General features: G+C 69.1%; 15 protein-coding genes. All 15 read right to left on the bottom strand.

The window, feature by feature from the left end; all coding sequences use genetic code 11:
- Positions 1-12: 12 nt before the first annotated feature.
- The 15 genes from infB to ABEA39_RS02160 all read right to left on the bottom strand — a co-directional run bounded on the left by infB (position 13) and on the right by ABEA39_RS02160 (position 17,175).
- On the bottom strand, positions 13-2,808 hold the full coding sequence (gene infB, locus ABEA39_RS02230; RefSeq protein ID WP_345372741.1) for a translation initiation factor IF-2: 2,796 nt from the start codon (positions 2,806-2,808) through the stop codon (positions 13-15).
- A gap of 151 nt (positions 2,809-2,959) precedes the next feature.
- The gene (locus ABEA39_RS02225) at positions 2,960-3,223 is read right to left on the bottom strand and encodes a YlxR family protein (RefSeq protein WP_345373910.1); all 264 of its coding nucleotides are present in this window, start codon (positions 3,221-3,223) and stop codon (positions 2,960-2,962) included.
- A gap of 88 nt (positions 3,224-3,311) precedes the next feature.
- Positions 3,312-4,304, bottom strand: coding sequence for a transcription termination factor NusA (gene nusA, locus ABEA39_RS02220; RefSeq protein ID WP_345372739.1), 993 nt, complete (start codon positions 4,302-4,304; stop codon positions 3,312-3,314).
- Between the two features lie 59 nt (positions 4,305-4,363).
- Positions 4,364-6,127 carry a proline--tRNA ligase gene (locus ABEA39_RS02215; RefSeq protein WP_345372736.1) on the bottom strand — a complete coding sequence of 588 codons (1,764 nt, stop codon included), beginning with the start codon at positions 6,125-6,127 and terminating at the stop codon, positions 4,364-4,366.
- 42 nt (positions 6,128-6,169) lie between these two features.
- Complete coding sequence (locus ABEA39_RS02210; protein ID WP_345372734.1) at positions 6,170-7,045, bottom strand: hypothetical protein; 876 nt, start codon at positions 7,043-7,045, stop codon at positions 6,170-6,172.
- The gene (locus ABEA39_RS02205; protein WP_345372731.1) at positions 7,042-8,133 is read right to left on the bottom strand and encodes a vWA domain-containing protein; all 1,092 of its coding nucleotides are present in this window, start codon (positions 8,131-8,133) and stop codon (positions 7,042-7,044) included. Before ABEA39_RS02205 ends, ABEA39_RS02210 begins: the two co-directional genes overlap by 4 nt.
- Positions 8,130-9,131, bottom strand: a complete 1,002-nt coding sequence (locus tag ABEA39_RS02200) for a vWA domain-containing protein (protein ID WP_345372728.1) — start codon at positions 9,129-9,131, stop codon at positions 8,130-8,132. Before ABEA39_RS02200 ends, ABEA39_RS02205 begins: the two co-directional genes overlap by 4 nt.
- Positions 9,122-9,598 carry a hypothetical protein gene (locus ABEA39_RS02195; protein ID WP_345372726.1) on the bottom strand — a complete coding sequence of 159 codons (477 nt, stop codon included), beginning with the start codon at positions 9,596-9,598 and terminating at the stop codon, positions 9,122-9,124. The genes ABEA39_RS02200 and ABEA39_RS02195 overlap by 10 nt, the downstream gene beginning before the upstream one ends.
- Positions 9,585-10,472, bottom strand: a complete 888-nt coding sequence (locus ABEA39_RS02190; protein WP_345372723.1) for a DUF58 domain-containing protein — start codon at positions 10,470-10,472, stop codon at positions 9,585-9,587. Before ABEA39_RS02190 ends, ABEA39_RS02195 begins: the two co-directional genes overlap by 14 nt.
- Positions 10,469-11,512, bottom strand: coding sequence for an AAA family ATPase (locus ABEA39_RS02185; protein ID WP_425556890.1), 1,044 nt, complete (start codon positions 11,510-11,512; stop codon positions 10,469-10,471). Before ABEA39_RS02185 ends, ABEA39_RS02190 begins: the two co-directional genes overlap by 4 nt.
- 93 nt (positions 11,513-11,605) lie before the next feature.
- Positions 11,606-12,754, bottom strand: a complete 1,149-nt coding sequence (gene ispG / locus ABEA39_RS02180) for a flavodoxin-dependent (E)-4-hydroxy-3-methylbut-2-enyl-diphosphate synthase (RefSeq protein WP_345372721.1) — start codon at positions 12,752-12,754, stop codon at positions 11,606-11,608.
- 155 nt (positions 12,755-12,909) lie between these two features.
- Positions 12,910-14,256 (bottom strand): M50 family metallopeptidase, encoded by a 1,347-nt coding sequence (locus ABEA39_RS02175; RefSeq protein ID WP_345372719.1) that lies wholly within the window; start codon positions 14,254-14,256, stop codon positions 12,910-12,912.
- Between the two features lie 147 nt (positions 14,257-14,403).
- On the bottom strand, positions 14,404-15,489 hold the full coding sequence (dxr, locus tag ABEA39_RS02170; RefSeq protein WP_345372717.1) for a 1-deoxy-D-xylulose-5-phosphate reductoisomerase: 1,086 nt from the start codon (positions 15,487-15,489) through the stop codon (positions 14,404-14,406).
- Positions 15,490-15,574: 85 nt separating this feature from the next.
- Complete coding sequence (locus ABEA39_RS02165) at positions 15,575-16,585, bottom strand: FKBP-type peptidyl-prolyl cis-trans isomerase (protein WP_345372715.1); 1,011 nt, start codon at positions 16,583-16,585, stop codon at positions 15,575-15,577.
- A 107-nt stretch (positions 16,586-16,692) separates the two neighbouring features.
- On the bottom strand, positions 16,693-17,175 hold the full coding sequence (locus tag ABEA39_RS02160; protein ID WP_345372713.1) for an OsmC family protein: 483 nt from the start codon (positions 17,173-17,175) through the stop codon (positions 16,693-16,695).
- Positions 17,176-17,181: the final 6 nt, after the last annotated feature.

The following is a 17,181-nucleotide window of genomic DNA, read 5'->3' as shown; positions in this document are numbered from 1 at the left end:
CACGGGGTGGGACTAGACGCGAGGCTTCTCGACCATCTCGATGGTCTCGATCTCGTCGCCGATCTGGATGTCGTTGAACTTTCCGAGACCGATACCGGCCTCGAAGTCCGTGCGCACCTCGGTGACGTCGTCCTTGAAGCGACGCAGCGAGTCGATGGCGAGGTTGTCGCCGACCACCACGCCGTCGCGGATGACGCGCGCCTTGGCGTTGCGCGTGATCGTTCCCGATCGCACGACGACACCGGCGATGTTTCCGACCTTCGAGGAGCGGAAGATCTCGCGGATCTCGGCGACACCCGACTGGACCTCTTCGAACTCGGGCTTGAGCATGCCCTTGAGCGAGTTCTCGATGTCTTCGAGTGCTGCGTAGATGACCGAGTAGAAGCGGACGTCGACACCTTCGCGAGCAGCACGCTCGCGAGCCTTCGTGTCGGGACGCACGTTGAACCCGATGATGACCGCGTTGTCGACCGTTGCGAGGTTGACGTCGCTCTCGGTGACGGCACCCACACCACGGTGGATGATGCGCAGCTGCACGCTGTCGTCCACCTCGATCTTGAGCAGCGATTCTTCGAGTGCCTCGACGGCACCGGAGACGTCACCCTTGATGATGATGTTGAGCGCTTCGACCTTGCCCTCTTCGAGTGCACGGGTGAAGTCCTCGAGCGAGATGCGCTTGCGGGCCTTGGCCAGCTGGGCGTTGCGCTCGACGGCTTCGCGCTTCTCGGCGATCTGACGGGCCGTGCGGTCCTCCTCGGTGACGAGGAAGGTGTCGCCGGCTCGCGGGACGCTCGAGAGGCCCTGCACCTGGACGGGACGCGACGGGTAGGCCTCTTCGACCAGGTCGCCGTTCTCGTCCATCATCGCGCGGACTCGGCCGTAGGCCGTGCCTGCCACGATCGCGTCGCCGACACGGAGGGTACCCGACTGGATGAGGACGGTCGCGACCGCACCCCGACCCTTGTCGAGACGCGCCTCGATGGCGACACCGCGGGCGTCCTTGTTCGGGTTGGCACGCAGGTCGAGACCGGCGTCGGCGGTGAGCAGCACGGCTTCGAGCAGAGCGTCGATGTTCGTGTTGTTCCGGGCCGACACGTCGACGAACATGACGTCTCCGCCGTACTCTTCCGCGACGAGGCCGTACTCGGTCAGCTGCTGACGCACCTTGGCCGGGTTCGCACCCTCCTTGTCGATCTTGTTGACCGCGACGACGATCGGCACGCCGGCCGCCTGAGCGTGGTTCAACGCCTCGACCGTCTGGGGCATGATGCCGTCGTCGGCCGCGACCACGAGGATCGCGATGTCGGTGACCTGGGCACCACGGGCACGCATGGCGGTGAACGCCTCGTGGCCCGGTGTGTCGATGAAGGTGATGGCGCGCTCGACGCCCTCGTGCGGAGCCCACACCTGGTAGGCACCGATGTGCTGCGTGATGCCGCCGGCTTCGCCTGCGACCACGTTGGCGTTGCGGATCGCGTCGAGGAGGCGCGTCTTACCGTGGTCGACGTGACCCATGACGGTGACGACGGGGGGACGGATCTCGAGAACCGACTCGTCTTCGTCTTCGAGCTCCTGCTCGAGGTCGATGTCGAAGCCCTCGAGGAGCTCCTTGTCTTCGTCTTCGGGGCTGACGACCATGATGCGGTAGCCGAGCTCTTCGCCGAGCACCTCGAAGGTGGCCTCGTCGAGCGATTCGGTCGCCGTGGCCATCTCACCGAGGTGGAAGAGCACCGTGACGAGGTTGCCGGGGCTGGCGTCGATCTTGTCGGCGAAGTCGCTGATCGAGGCACCGCGACGCAGACGGACGACGGTCGTGCCGTCGCCGCGCGGGACGCTGACGCCACCGAGCGACGGAGCCTGACGCATCTCGAATTCGGCCCTCTTCGTCCGCTTCGACTTGCGTGCCTTGCTCTTGCCGCCACCGCGACCGAACGCACCGGCGGTTCCACCACCGGGGCCACGGCCACGACCGCCTCCACCGCCACCGGCGGGACGCGGAGCGCCGAAGCCGGGACGGAAGCCGCCGGGTGCACCGGCGCCTGCACCGGCACCGGGGGCGCCGGGACGGGAGAAGCCCGGACGAGCGCCGGCACCGGCCGGACGCTGCCCGAAGCCACCGGGACGCGGGGCGCCGCCGGGACGGGGAGCACCCGGGCGAGGAGCACCGGGACGAGGCGCCTGCGGACGCGGGCCTGCGGCGCCACCTGGGCGAGGCATGCCTGCGGCCGGAGCACCGGCACCGCCGGGACGCGGAGCCGTGGGTCGGCCCATGCCCTGGTTGGAGCTGTAAGGGTTGTTACCGGGGCGAGGAGCGCCCGGACGGGGACCGCCGGGACGCGGGGCGCCGGGTGCGGCGGCCGGAGCGTCGGCGGCGGGCTTCGGCGCGTTGCGCTGGGCCTCGGCCTGCGCCTGGCGCTCGGCGACCGTCAGCGGAGCTGCGGGCGCCGGGACGGCGTCGGCGGATTCGGCGGCGGGAGCAGCCTGGGGAGCCTCCGCCTGGACCGGAGCAGGGGTGGGTGCGGCGGGCGCCGGGGCTGCGGGTGCCGGAGCAGCAGGGCGAGGCGCGCCGGGACGCGGTGCACTGCTGGTCGCAGGCGCAGTGGCCTTGGCGGCCGGTGCCTTGGCAGCGGGAGCCGGGGTCTTCGCACCCTGGTCGGCGAACGCAGCGCGAAGCTTGCGTGCGACGGGGGGCTCGATGCTGGACGACGGGCCCTTGACGAACTCGCCCATCTCTTTCAGCTTCTCGAGGGCGATCTTGCTTTCGATACCGAGCTCGCTGGCGATCTCGTGTACGCGTGGTTTTGCCACTGTTCTCCTGTCTCGGGCCTCCACCCGGGATCAGGGGAGGCCGTTATTTCTGGACGCAACTCATTTCGAGGTGCTCATTAGTTGTCCATAAGCCGTTCAGCCTTTTGTTCGAGCGAGGGCCGGATGCCGCACGCTGTTCGTGGAATGGAACTCACGGGAGGGGGTGTTCGATGCGCTCGAGATAGTCTCGGACATCGCTTGTATCAGGCTCCGAAGCGAGTCGCAGTGCACGGCGGAAAGCCTTGCGCCGGAGGGCTGCTTCGTAGTTCTGCATCGTCGGGATCAACCAGGCACCCCGCCCGGGAAGAGTCTTTGTCGTGTCGACCACGACCCGACCGTCTCGGGCGACGACCCTCACGAGTGAGGACCGCGGAGCGCGCGTTCGAGAGCCGATGCACGTTCTGACTGGGTTCATACTACTCCCCCGGTCGCTCGGCACCAGGACGCCACGGGCGAACGCGGCGTCCTGGTGCCGAGCGAATGGGTCGCGAACGGCGAAGAGGTCAGTCTTCGAGGATCGAGTCGGGCTGAATGTCGATGCGCGCGCCGGTGAGCTTCGCGGCGAGACGGGCGTTCTGCCCCTCCTTGCCGATGGCGAGCGAGAGCTGGTAGTCGGGCACCAGGGCTCGGACGGCCTTGGTGGCCGCGTCGATCACGAAGGCGCTCGACACCTTGGCCGGCGACAGCGCGCTGGCGACGAAGGTCGGCAGGTCGGACGAGTAGTCGACGATGTCGATCTTCTCGTTGTTGAGCTCGGCCGTCACGGCGCGGACCCGCTGGCCGAGCTCGCCGATGCAGGCGCCCTTGGCGTTGACCCCGGGCTCGGTCGCGCGGACGGCGATCTTCGTGCGGTGGCCGGCCTCGCGAGCGAGCGACACGATCTCGACGACGCCGCTGGCGATCTCCGGCACCTCGAGGGCGAAGAGCTTGCGGACGAGCGACGGGTGCGTGCGCGACACCGTGACCGACGGACCCTTGAGACCGCGGCTCACGCTCGTCACGTAGACGCGGATCCGCGTGCCGTGCGAGTAGTTCTCGCCGGGGACCTGCTCTTCGGGAGGCAGGATCGCCTCGAAGTTGCCCAGGTCGACATGGATCATGCGCGGGTTCGGACCCTGCTGGATGACGCCGGCGACGATCTCGCCCTCGCGCCCCTTGAACTGGCCGAGCACCTTGTCGTCGCCGATGTCGCGCAGACGTTGGTTGATCACCTGCTTGGCCGCGAAGGCGGCGATGCGACCGAAGTCGTCGGGGGTCTCGACGGCTTCGCCGATGACCTCGCCGGCCTCGTCGCGCTCGATCGAGTACACGGTCACGTGCCCGGTCTTGCGGTCCAGTTCGACTCGAGCGGACGGTTTGTCGTCGCGGACCTCGGGCTGGTCGTCATGCTTGAGGTAGGCCGTCAGAATGGCCTGCTCGATGATGCGCACCAGTTCGTCGAAGGGGATCTCGCGCTCGCGCTCCATGAGACGCAGCACGCTCAGGTCGATTTCCACTGAGGGCCTCCAATATTGAGATTGTGAGCTGCGCGCACGGTGGCGCGCACAGCATCCCCCTACGGTACCCGAGGTGCGGCGAGCGTGCTGACCGCTTCGGCCACGGGGACGGGCGTGCGCTCGCCCGTGCGGCGATCCCAAAGCTCGACGACGCCCTCGCCGGCGCTCCGTCCGACGATGACGATGTGCGGCACGCCGAGCAGCTCGGCGTCGCCGAACTTGACGCCGGGCGACACCTTCGGGCGGTCGTCGTAGAGCACGTCGAGACGGTGGGCCTCGAGGTCGGCGACGAGCTTCTCGGCCACCTCGTAGACGACCTGGTCTTTGCCGGTGGCAACGACCTGCACGTCGAAGGGCGCGACGTTCTCGGGCCAGATCAGGCCCTTGTCGTCGTTGTTCGATTCGGCGATGACGGCGAGGATGCGGGTCACGCCGATCCCGTAGGACCCCATCGTGACCGTGACCTGCTTTCCGTTCTCGTCGAGCACCTTGAGCCCGAGCGCCTCGGCGTACTTGCGGCCGAGCTGGAAGACGTGGCCGATCTCCATGCCGCGCGCCGTCTCGATCGGGCCGGAGCCGTCGGGAGCCTCGTCGCCCTCGCGGACCTGAGCGGCCTCGATGGTGCCGTCGGCGGTGAAGTCGCGCCCGAAGACGAGCCCCTCGACGTGCACGCCGGGCCGGTTCGCGCCGGTGATCCAGGCGGAACCGGGCACGACGCGGGGGTCGACGAAGTAGCGGATGCCCGTCTCCGACTCTTCACCGAGGATCTGGGGCCCGATGTAGCCCTTGACGAGCAGCGGGTTCTTCTCGAAGTCGGCGTCGCCGGCGGCCTCGACCTCGGCCGGCTGGAACGCCACCTCGACCCGCTTGAGGTCGACGTCGCGATCGCCGGGCAGACCGACCACCACGATCTCGCGGCTGCCATCGAGGTGGGTGAGCGCCAGCACGACGTTCTTGAGGGTGTCGGCGGCCGTCCACGGCGTGCCGTCGGCCTTCGGGCTGGTGGCGTTGACCTGGTCGACGAGCGACGCGATGGTGGGCGTGTCGTGGGGGTCGAGCAGGTTCGCCTCGGCGAGGCCCTCGAGGGGGATGCTCGGGGGGACGATCGTCGTGAAGGCCTCGACGTTCGCCGCATACCCTCCGGCCGAGCGCACGAAGGTGTCCTCGCCGGCCGCCATGGGGTGCAGGAACTCCTCGCTGCGGGAGCCGCCCATCGCGCCGGCGTCGGCCTTGACGATGACGTACTCGAGGCCGAGTCGGGTGAAGATGCGCTCGTAGGCGTCGCGCTGCGCCTGGTAGCTCAGGTCGAGACCGGCATCGGTGTAGTCGAACGAGTACGCGTCCTTCATCGTGAACTCGCGGCCGCGCAGGAGACCGGCACGCGGCCGTGCCTCGTCGCGGTACTTGTCCTGGATCTGGAACAGACTCAGCGGCAGGTCTTTGTACGACGAGTACAGGTCTTTCACCAGGAGGGTGAACGCCTCTTCGTGCGTCGGGGGCAGCAGGTAGTCGGCGCCCTTGCGGTCTTTGAGTCGGAACATGCCGTCGCCGTATTCGGTCCAGCGACCGGTGGCCTCATAGGGCTCACGCGGCAGAAGGCCGGGGAAGTGGACCTCTTGCGCGCCGGCGGCGGCCATCTCCTCGCGGATGATCGCCTCGATCTTCGCCTTCACGCGCAGACCGAGCGGCAGCCACGCGAAGATGCCCGGGGCCTGCCTGCGGATGTAGCCGGCCCGGACGAGCAGACGGTGGCTGGTCACCTCCGCGTCGGAGGGGTCTTCACGGAGGGTGCGGACGAAGAGCTGAGAGAGGCGCGTGGACACCCTGCAACATTAGTCGGATGGAGAGCGGCGGCGAGCCCGCGGCTACCAGGGCTTGCCGCTGTAGTCTTCCGGGTTCTGGCTGAAGTCACGGGTGCGGTCGTCGTTCTGCTGCTGGTCTTGTTGGGCCTGGCCGTTCTGCTGCTTCAGCTTGTCGAGGGGGCTCTGCGACGAGTCGCCGGAGCCGTCGCCACTGGAGCCCTGCCCCGAACCGCTCTGGCCGGACCCGGACTGGCCCTGGCCGCTCGAACCCGAGCCGCCCTGCTGAGAGCCTCCGGACGTGCCTCCCCCGTCTTGCTGGGCCTTCTGTTTCTGCTCGAGCCGGCCCTGCTCGTCTTGCAGGGGCTTGGCCGTGTTCGGTTTGGAGCCGCCCTTCGGGTCGCTGAAACAACCCGTCGGTGCCGACTTGATGAGGGCGAGCGCGTGCGCGTAGAAGCCTTCTGCGGCGGTCGTGTCTTGATCGAGCACGGCCGAGTCGCCCTGCTGCTCGACGACCAGCGACAGGTCGGTGAGGATGCGGCACTGGACGCCCGTGTCGCCCGACGGGGCTCGCGAGAGGGAGGCCTCGAACGCCGTGCGGGCATCGGTGAGGACGCCGATCTGCGCCAGGGCGGTTCCGCGGTCGAAGTAGCGGACCCAGGGCTCGAGGACGTTGACGACGCCGAGCGAGTCGGAGGCCGCCACGCTGCTGTCGTAGGACTTCGTGTCGTACGTGGTCTGCGCGACCGCGGCGCCGACGGGCAGGCTGAGGAGCTTCACGGCGACGAGCAGCACGAGGATCACGACGGGAAGCGAGCCGAGCACCAGGCGACGGCGGAGGCGAGCGCGGTAGGCGGCGAGGGCCTCAGGCACCTCGACGAGGGGCTCGATGTGCTCGGGCGGTGCCGGCGGACGGACCTCGGGCAGGAAACCGGTGCTCATGGGGCCTCCTTCGGGAGCCGCGGAACGCGACCTGCTCGCGGGCCGCGATCTGCTCGCGGTTCGCGGCTCGGGCGGACCGGCCGCACGTCGCCGAGGGCCCGGACGACGAGCGCGATGTCGACGAAGAGCAGGAGGAACGCCGGGATCGCGGCGATCCAGTACAGGTCGATCAGGCTGGCGGTCGTACCCGTCGCACTGACGACCTCGCCGCGCCGCTCCGAGCCGACGACCGAGGCCAGGGAGCCGCCCGCGTGGCGTTGCAGGTAGGGCACGCCGAGCTGCGATGCGATCGTCTTCAGGTTGGCCGGGTCGATCTTGGACAGGGCGTCGGGCGACCCGGGCAGCGTTTTGTCTTTGATGTAGCGGTTGGCCGAGTACTGGTCTCCGTAGCCGTCGAACTCCTTCATGCGGCCACCGGCGGCGGTGCCGTAGCCCAGGACTCCCCCGCCGTCGACGTCGGCCCGAGAGGCGGCGAAGGAGGCGGGAGCCGACGACGCCGTCTGCTCGCCGTCTCCGAGGTAGTACACGACGTCGGCTCGCTCGGGGTTGCTCTTCTTGGCCTCGGCCAACACCTGGGCGAGGAGCGTGTGCGCCTCGGAGATGCTGCTGCCGTGCGAGTAGTACGTGACCTCTTGGCGCATGACCTTCGCCGCGGTGACGAGGGCGGACGAGTCTTGAGTCAGCGGGACGCGCTGGATCGCGGTGGAGTCGAAGGAGATCAACGAGAATCGGGCGCCGGCCAGATCGGTGGTGATCGCGTCGATGTCGCTGCGCATGCCGTCGAGGCGCGGCTCGGTGCCGTTCCAGTCCTCGGCCGCCGAACTCGAGGTCGTGTCGACGACGAAGAACACGTTGAGGTCGGCGACGGAGGCGGGCGAGGTGCCTCCCGGCAGACTCGGGCGAGCGGCGACGACGAGGAGCAGGGCGACGATGACCGCCCGACGGACCCAGGTCAGGAGCATCCCTCGGTTCGCCCTCTCGGCGACGACGCGCCAGAGCGCGAACCCGAGCAGGACGACGGCGAACGCGAGGAACCAGCCGATCGGCAGGACCGGTTGGAAGACGAGAAGGGCAGGTGATGCGGTCACAGTCGCACCCGCCACAGGAGGCCGAACAGGGCGATCATCGCGAGGAGCCCGACGACGATGAGGACGTTCGGGTGATCGGTGATCACAAGGCGCTTCGAGCCGGTGAAGAGGCCCGCCTCGCGCGAGTCGATGGCCTTGACGATCGACGGCACCGTGTCGGTGCTGGTCAGGCCGTAGAAGGCGCCCCCGGTGGATTCGACGACCTGCTTCATCTCGAGGGCGACCGTGGAGAGGCCGTCGCCGGACGAGTAGTCGACCGGGTCGATGCCGTAGACGCGGATGCCCCCCTTGGTCGCGAACTGGCCGGCCTGCTTGAGGGTGAACAGGGGCGACCCGTTGACGTAGTTGTCGGTCGCGAAGACGATCGACCGGGGCCGGGTGCTCGACTTCGACCCGTCGAAACCGGTGACGCAGGATGCGAGGCCGTCGCCGATGAGGGAGGCGCCCTGCCCGAGGTCGGTGCCCGTCCAGTAGCGGAGGCCCGAGTCGCCCTGGCTCTGGAAGGAGTTGCGGTAGGCGGTGAGCTCTTTCGCGACGTAGTCGTAGTCGTCGGTGAGCGGGAACACCTGGACGGCCGAGCTGTCGAAGATCGTGAGACCGATCCGCTCGCCGTCGAGGTGCTTGGCGAGGGAGGCGAAGGTGTCGACGATCTTGGCGTCGACGTCGGTCATGGAGCCGGAGACGTCGAGGCAGAGCATGATGTCGCGCTTGTACGACTGCGGTTGCACGACCGAGACGGTCGAGAGGCGCGACGCGAGCAGGACCCCGACACCGGAGGCGATGATCGCCGCCACCAGCACGCCGGCGAGCAGAGCGCGGTACTGACGGAGGACTCGTCGGTATTCGGGCAGCGCGGTGAGCCGCTCGCTGTGGGCGATCGGGGTGCCGGAGCGCTTGAGCCGGTCGCGGGTGCGGCGGCGCCAGGCGACGTAGGCGAAGGCGCCGCCGAGAGCGAGGGCCAGCGCCACGAGCGGCATCCACCAGAAGGTCAGTTCCACGAGCGCACCACCAGTCGGGCCGTCTCGAGAGCGTGGGCGGGATCGCCGGGCTGGTCGGCTCGGAACGCCGGCGGGTAGTACTCGCCGACGGCTCCGGCCACCTGGGGCAGCGGGGACCGCTGCAGGTCGGCGAGGGTCATGACGTGGGCGTCGACCCCGGAGGACTCGAACGCGAAGAACCGCAGGAGAAGGCTCAGGCGGGAGTGGGTCGCCCGATCGTCGAGACGCCCGGCGCGCCACTCGGCCTCGACCTCGTCGATCAGCCCGGAGTATTTCGCCTGGAGCTGCTGCGGATCGCTCTTCTTGGGGTTCGGTCGACGGTCTGCGGGTGGGAGCCGGGTGCGGGAGAACCGGACGGCGAAGACGTACCAGGCGATCACGGCTGCGACCAGGACGACGCCGACGACGAGGTAGACGACCCACCAGGTGTACTGGCTCGGCCCGAAGAAGCCCCTATCGTTCAGCACGGCGGTGCTTCTCGAGGAGGGCGAACAGACCGGGGACCACTTCGGCCCGACTGGGGATGCGGTGGCTGGTGATTCCGAGGAGTCGGAGCTCGTGCTCGGTCGTCGCGACCGTCTGCAGGGCGGTCTCGGCGAACAGGCCGCGGAGACGCGAGTTGTTGCGCACGTAGGCCGGAAGCGCCGCCACCTCTTGCACGTCGTAGACGTCGTGCCCGCGCTCGTCCGCCCTCATGAGGTCGGCGTCGCCGATGGTCAGCCAGAGGATCTCGTGCTTGGCGCGCAGGCGCCGGAGCACGTGGTCGAGTTCGGGGGTGAGGGGCACGTCGTCGGTGACCACGAGGAGCATGGATCGGCCGGTGACGCGCCGCGCGACGTTCTCGAGGAGAGCCCGCAGGTCGCTGCGGGGCGCTTCGAGCGAGATGCGCGCGTCGATGGCGCGCAACAGGCGCTCGAGGTGCTCGTCTTTCTGGCCCGGGGGGAACGACCGGACGTCGTGCTCGTCGCCGATCAGCATCGAGACGACGTCGCCGTGCGCCGTCGCGATCGAGGCGAGGGCGCCGGAGGCCAGCACGGCGATGTCACGCTTGCTCTCGCCGCTCTCGGCCGTCGCGGCCATGTTGCGCCCCACGTCGACCACGAGGACGAGGGTGTGTCGCCGCGACGCGATGTAGCGCTTGACCAGCGGCTCGCCGTGTCGGGCCGTGGCCTTCCAGTCGATGTCCTTGACTTCGTCGCCGGGCACGTAGGCGCGCAGGTCGTCGAAGTCGTGGCTGCGGCCCCGGTGGATCGACGCGTAGCCGCCCTCGAGGAGATCGATGGTCTTGCGGTGCGCGAAGATCGACATCGTCGTCTTGACGCGGAGGAGAAGGCTGGTCACGGAGTCTGGACCGCGTGGAAGATCGCGTCGATGATCGTCTCGGGCTTCACCTCGTCGGCGGCCGCCTCGTAGCCGAGGATGAGCCGGTGGCGGAGCACCCCGTGGCGCAACTGCTTGACGTCTTCGGGGATGACGTAGTCGCGACCGTTCAACAGCGCCAGGGCGCGCGCCGCCTGCGTGAACGCGATGCTCGCGCGCGGGCTGGCGCCGAACTGGATGTAGTCGGCCAGGGTGGCCGGGATGTACTGCTGCGGGTGCCGCGTGACGTAGACCAGTTGCACGATGTAGGTGACGATCGACGGGTCGACGTAGACGCGCTTGGTCAGGTCTTGGAGACGGATCACGTCGTCGAGGTGGACGCCGGTGCCCGAGTCGCCGGTCGCTTCGCGCGGGGTGTCGTAGACCCCGACCTCGATGCGGCGGATGATCTCGGCCTCCTCGGCCGGGCTCGGGTAGTCGAGGATCTCTTTGAGCAGGAACCGGTCGAGCTGCGCCTCGGGCAGTTGGTACGTGCCCTCCTGCTCGATCGGGTTCTGCGTGGCGAGCACCAGGAACGGGCTCGGCAGCTTGTAGACCGTGCCGCCGATCGACGTCTGCCGCTCTTGCATGGCCTCGAGCATCGCACTCTGGGTCTTGGCGCTGGAACGGTTGATCTCGTCGAGCAGGACGAAGTGCGAGTGGACCGGCCCGAGCTGCGTGACGAAGGTCGACGACTGCGCGTCGAAGATCTGGGTGCCGGTGATGTCGCTCGGCAGGAGGTCTGGGGTGCACTGGATGCGGCGGAAGCTGGCAGCGACCGCGGCGGCGAGAGTCTGCGCGGCCGTGGTCTTGGCGAGCCCCGGCACGCTCTCGAGCAGCACGTGGCCCCCGGTCATCAGCGCCACGAGCAGGGAGTCGCGGAGCGCCGTCTGGCCCACGACCTTCTCGGAGAACGCCTTCGACACCCGACCGAGGATCTCGCCCGCACGCTGCAGTTCGTCGCGGGTGATGGGCTCGCTCGCGGGCTGCGGAGCCGCGGAGGTGGTCGTCGTGTCGGTCACTCGCTCACTCTAAACCAGGCCTCCGACAGGAACCCCTGCCCCGGGCATCCCCCGTTCTGGCTTTCGAAACGGGGGGATGCACGGCGGGAGGCTCTAGACGGTGACGACCTCGGGCGAACCGATCGCCCCGGGGCCCATCTCGTCGGCCAGGCGGTTGGCCTCGCGGATCAGGGTCTCGACGATCTGGTCTTCGGGGACGGTGGCGATGACCTCGCCCTTGACGAAGATCTGGCCCTTGCCGTTGCCGGACGCGACCCCGAGGTCGGCGTCGCGCGCCTCGCCCGGGCCGTTGACGACGCAGCCCATGACGGCGACGCGGAGCGGCACGGTCATGCCCTCGAGGCCGTCGGTGACGTCGTTCGCGAGCTTGTACACGTCGACCTGGGCGCGGCCGCAAGAGGGGCAGGAGACGATCTCGAGCTTGCGCTCGCGCAGGTTGAGCGACTGCAGGATCTGCAGGCCGACCTTGACCTCTTCGGCGGGCGGGGCGCTGAGCGAGACGCGGATGGTGTCGCCGATGCCTTCGCCGAGGAGGATGCCGAACGCCGTGGCGCTCTTGATCGTGCCCTGGAACGACGGGCCGGCCTCGGTCACGCCGAGGTGCAGGGGCCAGTCGCCGCGCTCGGCGAGCAGGCGGTAGGCCTTGACCATCACGACCGGGTCGTTGTGCTTGACCGAGATCTTGAAGTCGTGGAAGTCGTGCTCTTCGAACAGCGAGGCCTCCCAGACCGCGCTCTCGACGAGGGCCTCGGGGGTCGCCTTGCCGTACTTCTGCATGATGCTGGGCTCGAGCGAGCCGGCGTTGACGCCGATGCGGATCGAGACGTCGGCCGCCTTGGCCGCGGCGGCGATCTTGCCGACCTGGTCGTCGAACTTGCGGATGTTGCCGGGGTTGACGCGCACGCCCGCGCACCCGGCGTCGATGGCCGCGTAGACGTAGTTGGGCTGGAAGTGGATGTCGGCGATGACCGGGATGTTGCTCTTCTTCGCGATGATCGGCAGCGCTTCGGCGTCGTCACGGCTGGGAACGGCGACCCGGACGATGTCGCAGCCCGAGGCGGTGAGCTCGGCGATCTGCTGGAGGGTCGCGTTGATGTTGGTGGTGGGAGTGGTGCACATCGACTGGACGCTCACTTGAGCGCCGCCGCCGACGAGGACCTTGCCGACCTTGATCTGACGCGACTTGCGGCGCGGGGCAAGGGTTTCGGGGACTTTGGGCATTCCGAGGTTGATCGCAGGCACGAGTTCATCGTAAGCCTCGGGTCTGAACAGCGGGTATCGCTTCGCTCGCTCTGGGCGAACGTCAGCCGCCTCCCAGGCGGGGCGGACGGTTCGTGGGATGCACGGCCTCCGTCTCGCCGGGTCGCCCGTGCGCCCTGCCCGGCCGAGGTGCCGCTCTAGCCGAGGCTGATCGGCTTGAAGAGGTCGGCGTAGATCAGGAGGAGGCTCATGGCACCGAGGATCACGGAGACCGCGATGGTCAACGGCACGGCCTTGGCGATGTCGACCGGGCCCGGGTCGCGGCGGCCGAAGAGCTTGGCGAAGAAGCGGCGCACGCCCTCGATGATCGCGCCCGCCACGTGCCCGCCGTCGAGGGGCATCAGCGGGATCAGGTTGAACGTGAAGAGGGCGACGTTGAGCGACGCCATCAGGCCGACGAGGTAGCTGATGCGATCGACGATCGGCACCGAGTTGGTGCTCGCGATCTGCCCCGCCATGATGCCGACGCCGACGACGCTGACCGGACCGTTGGCATCCCGCGTGCCTCCGCCGAAGGCGGCCTTCGCGACACCGACGAGACGCTCGGGCAGATGCACGATGAGGGTGACGACGTCGGCGATGTTCGTGCCGACGGCCGGGAGAACGGCGGTGACCGGCTGCTGGACGCGCTCGTAGGCGGAGCCGATGCCGACGAAACCGACCTCCTGGGTCTCCTTCTTGCCGGCCGAGTCGGTGACGACGTTGCCTGCCGCGTCGGTGACGTAGCGCTCGGTACGGATCGGTGTGACGGCGAGGGTGACGCGGGCGCCGTTGCGCTCGACGAGGAACGAGAGGGTCTTGCCTGCGGCCTTCTGGATGATCGCGGTGGACTGGTCCCAGCTCGAGATGCGGGTGCCGTCGATGGAGAGGATCGTGTCGCCGGCGGCGAGACCGGCGGCGGCGCCGGGCGACCTGGTCGCGTCGGCCGGGCAGCTCGTCGCCGTGGACGTCGCGGGGAGGACGCATTCGGAGACGCTGCCGACCGTGGTCGAGACCTGCTGGGTGCCGAAGCCGCACAGCACGACGCCGGTCAGGACGATGGCGATGAGCAGGTTCATCACCGGGCCGCCGAGCATGATCACGATGCGCTTGGGCACCGCCAGGCGGTAGAACGTGCGCGAATCGTCGTCGATCGTGTCGGCGGACGCCTTCTTCGTGTCTTGCACGAGCGTCTGGAAGACGCTCGTCGTCGACGACCGGGCGTGCGACTCGAGGGCGTCCTCCCCCACCTTGACGGTCTGCTGAGGCGGGAACATGCCCGACATCGAGATGTAGCCGCCGAGCGGGATCGCCTTGACGCCGTACTCCGTCTCGCCCTTCTGGCGCGAGAACAGGGTCGGACCGAACCCGATCATGTACTGGCCCACCTTGACGCCGAAGCGCTTCGCCGGCACCAGGTGGCCGATCTCGTGCAGGCCGATCGAGAGCACCAACCCGACCAGGACGATCAGGATGCCGACGATGAAGAGAAGGACGGTTTCCACGTCGTCACAGTACGGGACCGAGTCAGTGAACGGGCCGGACGCGGGCCGGGCGGGCGCGCCCCAGTTCGGGGACGGCGGCTGTCTCGGGGCGGCGGGACGCGCATCCCCCGTTTCTCACGTGCCGTTACGGTGGGCGCGCCCCGCGATTCAGTGCGCGGTCGACGCCAGGATCGTGTCGGCCTCGGCGCGGGCCCAGCGCTCGGCGTCGAGGACACCGGCGAGCGAGAGCTCGTCGGGCTCGTGCCGGTCGACGACGGCGCGGATCGTGTCGACGATGTCGAGGTAGCCGATGCGGCCGGCGTGGAAGGCCAGCACGGCCTGCTCGTTCGCCGCGTTGAAGACGGCGGGGAACGTGCTCCCGGCACGGCCGACCTCTTTGGCGAGGCCCACCGCGGGGAAGGCGTCGTCGTCGAGGGGTTCGAAGGTCCACGAGGATGCCCGAGTCCAGTCGAGCGGGACGCCCACGCCCGGCACGCGGTCGGGCCACGCCATGCCCAGCGCGATCGGGAGGCGCATGTCGGGCGGCGACGCCTGCGCGAGGGTGGAGCCGTCGACGAACTCCACCATCGAGTGGACGATCGACTGGGGATGCACGGTCACGTCGATGCGGTCGTAGTCGACGTCGAACAGCAGGTGCGCCTCGATGATCTCGAGCCCCTTGTTGACGAGAGTCGACGAGTTCGTGGTGACGACGAGGCCCATGTCCCAGGTGGGGTGGGCGAGGGCCTCGCGCGGCGTGACGTCTTTCAGGTCGGCGCGGCTCCGGCCACGGAACGGACCGCCGGACGCGGTCAGGACCAGCCGGCGGACCTCGGCCTGCGTGCCGCTGCGGAGGGCCTGGGCGATGGCGGAGTGCTCGGAGTCGACCGGGACGAGCTGGCCCTCCCGCGCCGCTGCCTTCACGAGTGCGCCGCCGACGATGAGACTCTCCTTGTTCGCCAAGGCGAGGGTCGCGCCCGACTCGAGGGCGGCCAGCGTCGGGCCGAGGCCGACCGAGCCGGTGATGCCGTTGAGGACGACATCGGTCTCCACGGTCGTGACGAGCTGCACGGACTCGTCGGTGCCGAGAGCGGTGTGCTCGACGCCGAACTCGCGGGCCTGCTCGGCGAGGAGCTCGCGGTTGCTGCCGGCGGAGAGGCCGACGACGGTGAACAGGTGCGGGTTGGCGCGGATGACGTCGAGCGCCTGCACGCCGATGGAGCCGGTGGAGCCGAGGAGGGTGATGCATCGCATCGTGCCAGCCTAGGGCGGTGGGATGCTCGTGGCGGTGCTAGTGCCGCTGCTGCTGTGCCGGTGCTGGTGCTGCCCTTGCGGCGCGCTAGCTCTTGGCCAGGATGTCGATCACGAAGACGAGCGTGTCGGTTCCCTTGACGCCGGCGGTGTCGTTGCCCGCGGTCCCGTAGCCCTCGGCGGGCGGCACCACGACGAGCACCTGCGAGCCGACGGTCTGACCGATGAGAGCCTGCTGGAACCCGGCGATGACGCCGCTGATGGCGAAGGTGGCGGGGCCGCTCCCCCAGCTCTGATCGAACACCTTGCCCGTGCGCCAGAGGGTGCCCTGGTACTGCACGGTGACCGAGCCGGTGGAGGGCACGGTGTCTCCGGAGCCCTTCTTCAGCACCTCGAGCTGGAGCGTCGACGGAGCCGTCGTCTTCGGGATCGTGACCGTGGGCTTGCCGTCGGAGGCGAGCTTCACCGTCGGGAACCCGGCCTGCGGTGCCACGGGGGTGCCGGTGGCCTTCGTCGCCACGCTCGAGAGGAGGTCCATCACGATGACGAGGTCGTCGTCGGCTCCGATGCCGTACGACTCGGACCCGTTGCTGCCGAACATGTCGGCCGAGTCGGCGACCGTGACCGTGCGGGAGCCGATGGGCGCGCAGTGCATGGCGGCCACGAGTCCGGGCAGGTAGAGGCTGGTGTTGACGCTGAATTGCGCGGCGTCCTGGCCCGGGTAGCCGGCGGAAGTGACCTGGGCCCCGGTCTTGGCGTCGAAGATGGTGAAGGCCACGTTGAGCAGGGTGTTGTCGACGGCCTTCTTGCCCGTGCCCTCGGTCACGACCGACCGCTCGGTCTTGGTCACCGTCAGGCCCTTGTCGAAGGAGACGGTGGGCGCTGCGTCGAAGGCTCCGGAGACCTGCACGGCCTTGGATGCCGAGCCGGCCGCGGTCGGCGTGCAGGAGGCCTGCGTGTCGCTCGTCGCGCTGGAGGTCGGCGTCGACGTGGAGGTCGACGAGGCGGTGCTCGTCGAGCTGGTCGACGTGCATCCCGCCAGAGCCAGGGCGATCACGGGGACGACGGCGAGGGCGGACAGGGAGAGTGGTCGACGCATCGGGGACTTTCGAACGGGAGCGGTGGTCTCGGCCGTGCAGGGCGGAGGCCCCGGCATTGGCAGGCCCGTCGCGGTGGCCGACGGACCCCGCCAGTGTGCGGGACGAATCAGGCGGGTTGCTGAGTGTCGGCCCGAACGATGGGCGTGTTGAGCACCGGGAAGTTCATCGACGAGGCGATGAAGCATTTGGCGTGCGCCTCGTGGTGCAACTCGAGGGCACGGTCGATCATGGCGGGATCCGAGACCGTCACCTCGGGGTGCAGCATCACTTCGGCGAAGTGCCCGCCGCCGTCGTCGGTCTGCACCATGGTGCCCTCGGCGTGATCGACGTAGGCCGTGACGACGACGCCGTTGACGGAGCAGAGCCAGAGGTAGCTCAGGAGGTGGCATTGCGAGAGCGCGCCGAGCAGCATCTCCTCCGGGTTCCAGCGGTCGGTGTCGCCGCGGAAGGGCTTGTCGGCCGACCCGGCGATCTCGGGCTTGCCCGCGACCCGCAGAGTGTGGTCGCGGCCGTATGCCTTGTAGTCGGTGGTGCCGACCTCGCGGGCGCCCGTCCAGGTCGTCTCGAGCTCGTAGTGGTGGTCGAACATGGGGGC

The sequence above is a fragment of the Frondihabitans cladoniiphilus genome (assembly GCF_039544345.1).
Lineage (GTDB): Bacteria > Actinomycetota > Actinomycetes > Actinomycetales > Microbacteriaceae > Frondihabitans > Frondihabitans cladoniiphilus.
This window is presented reverse-complemented; position numbering and strand designations above follow the sequence as displayed.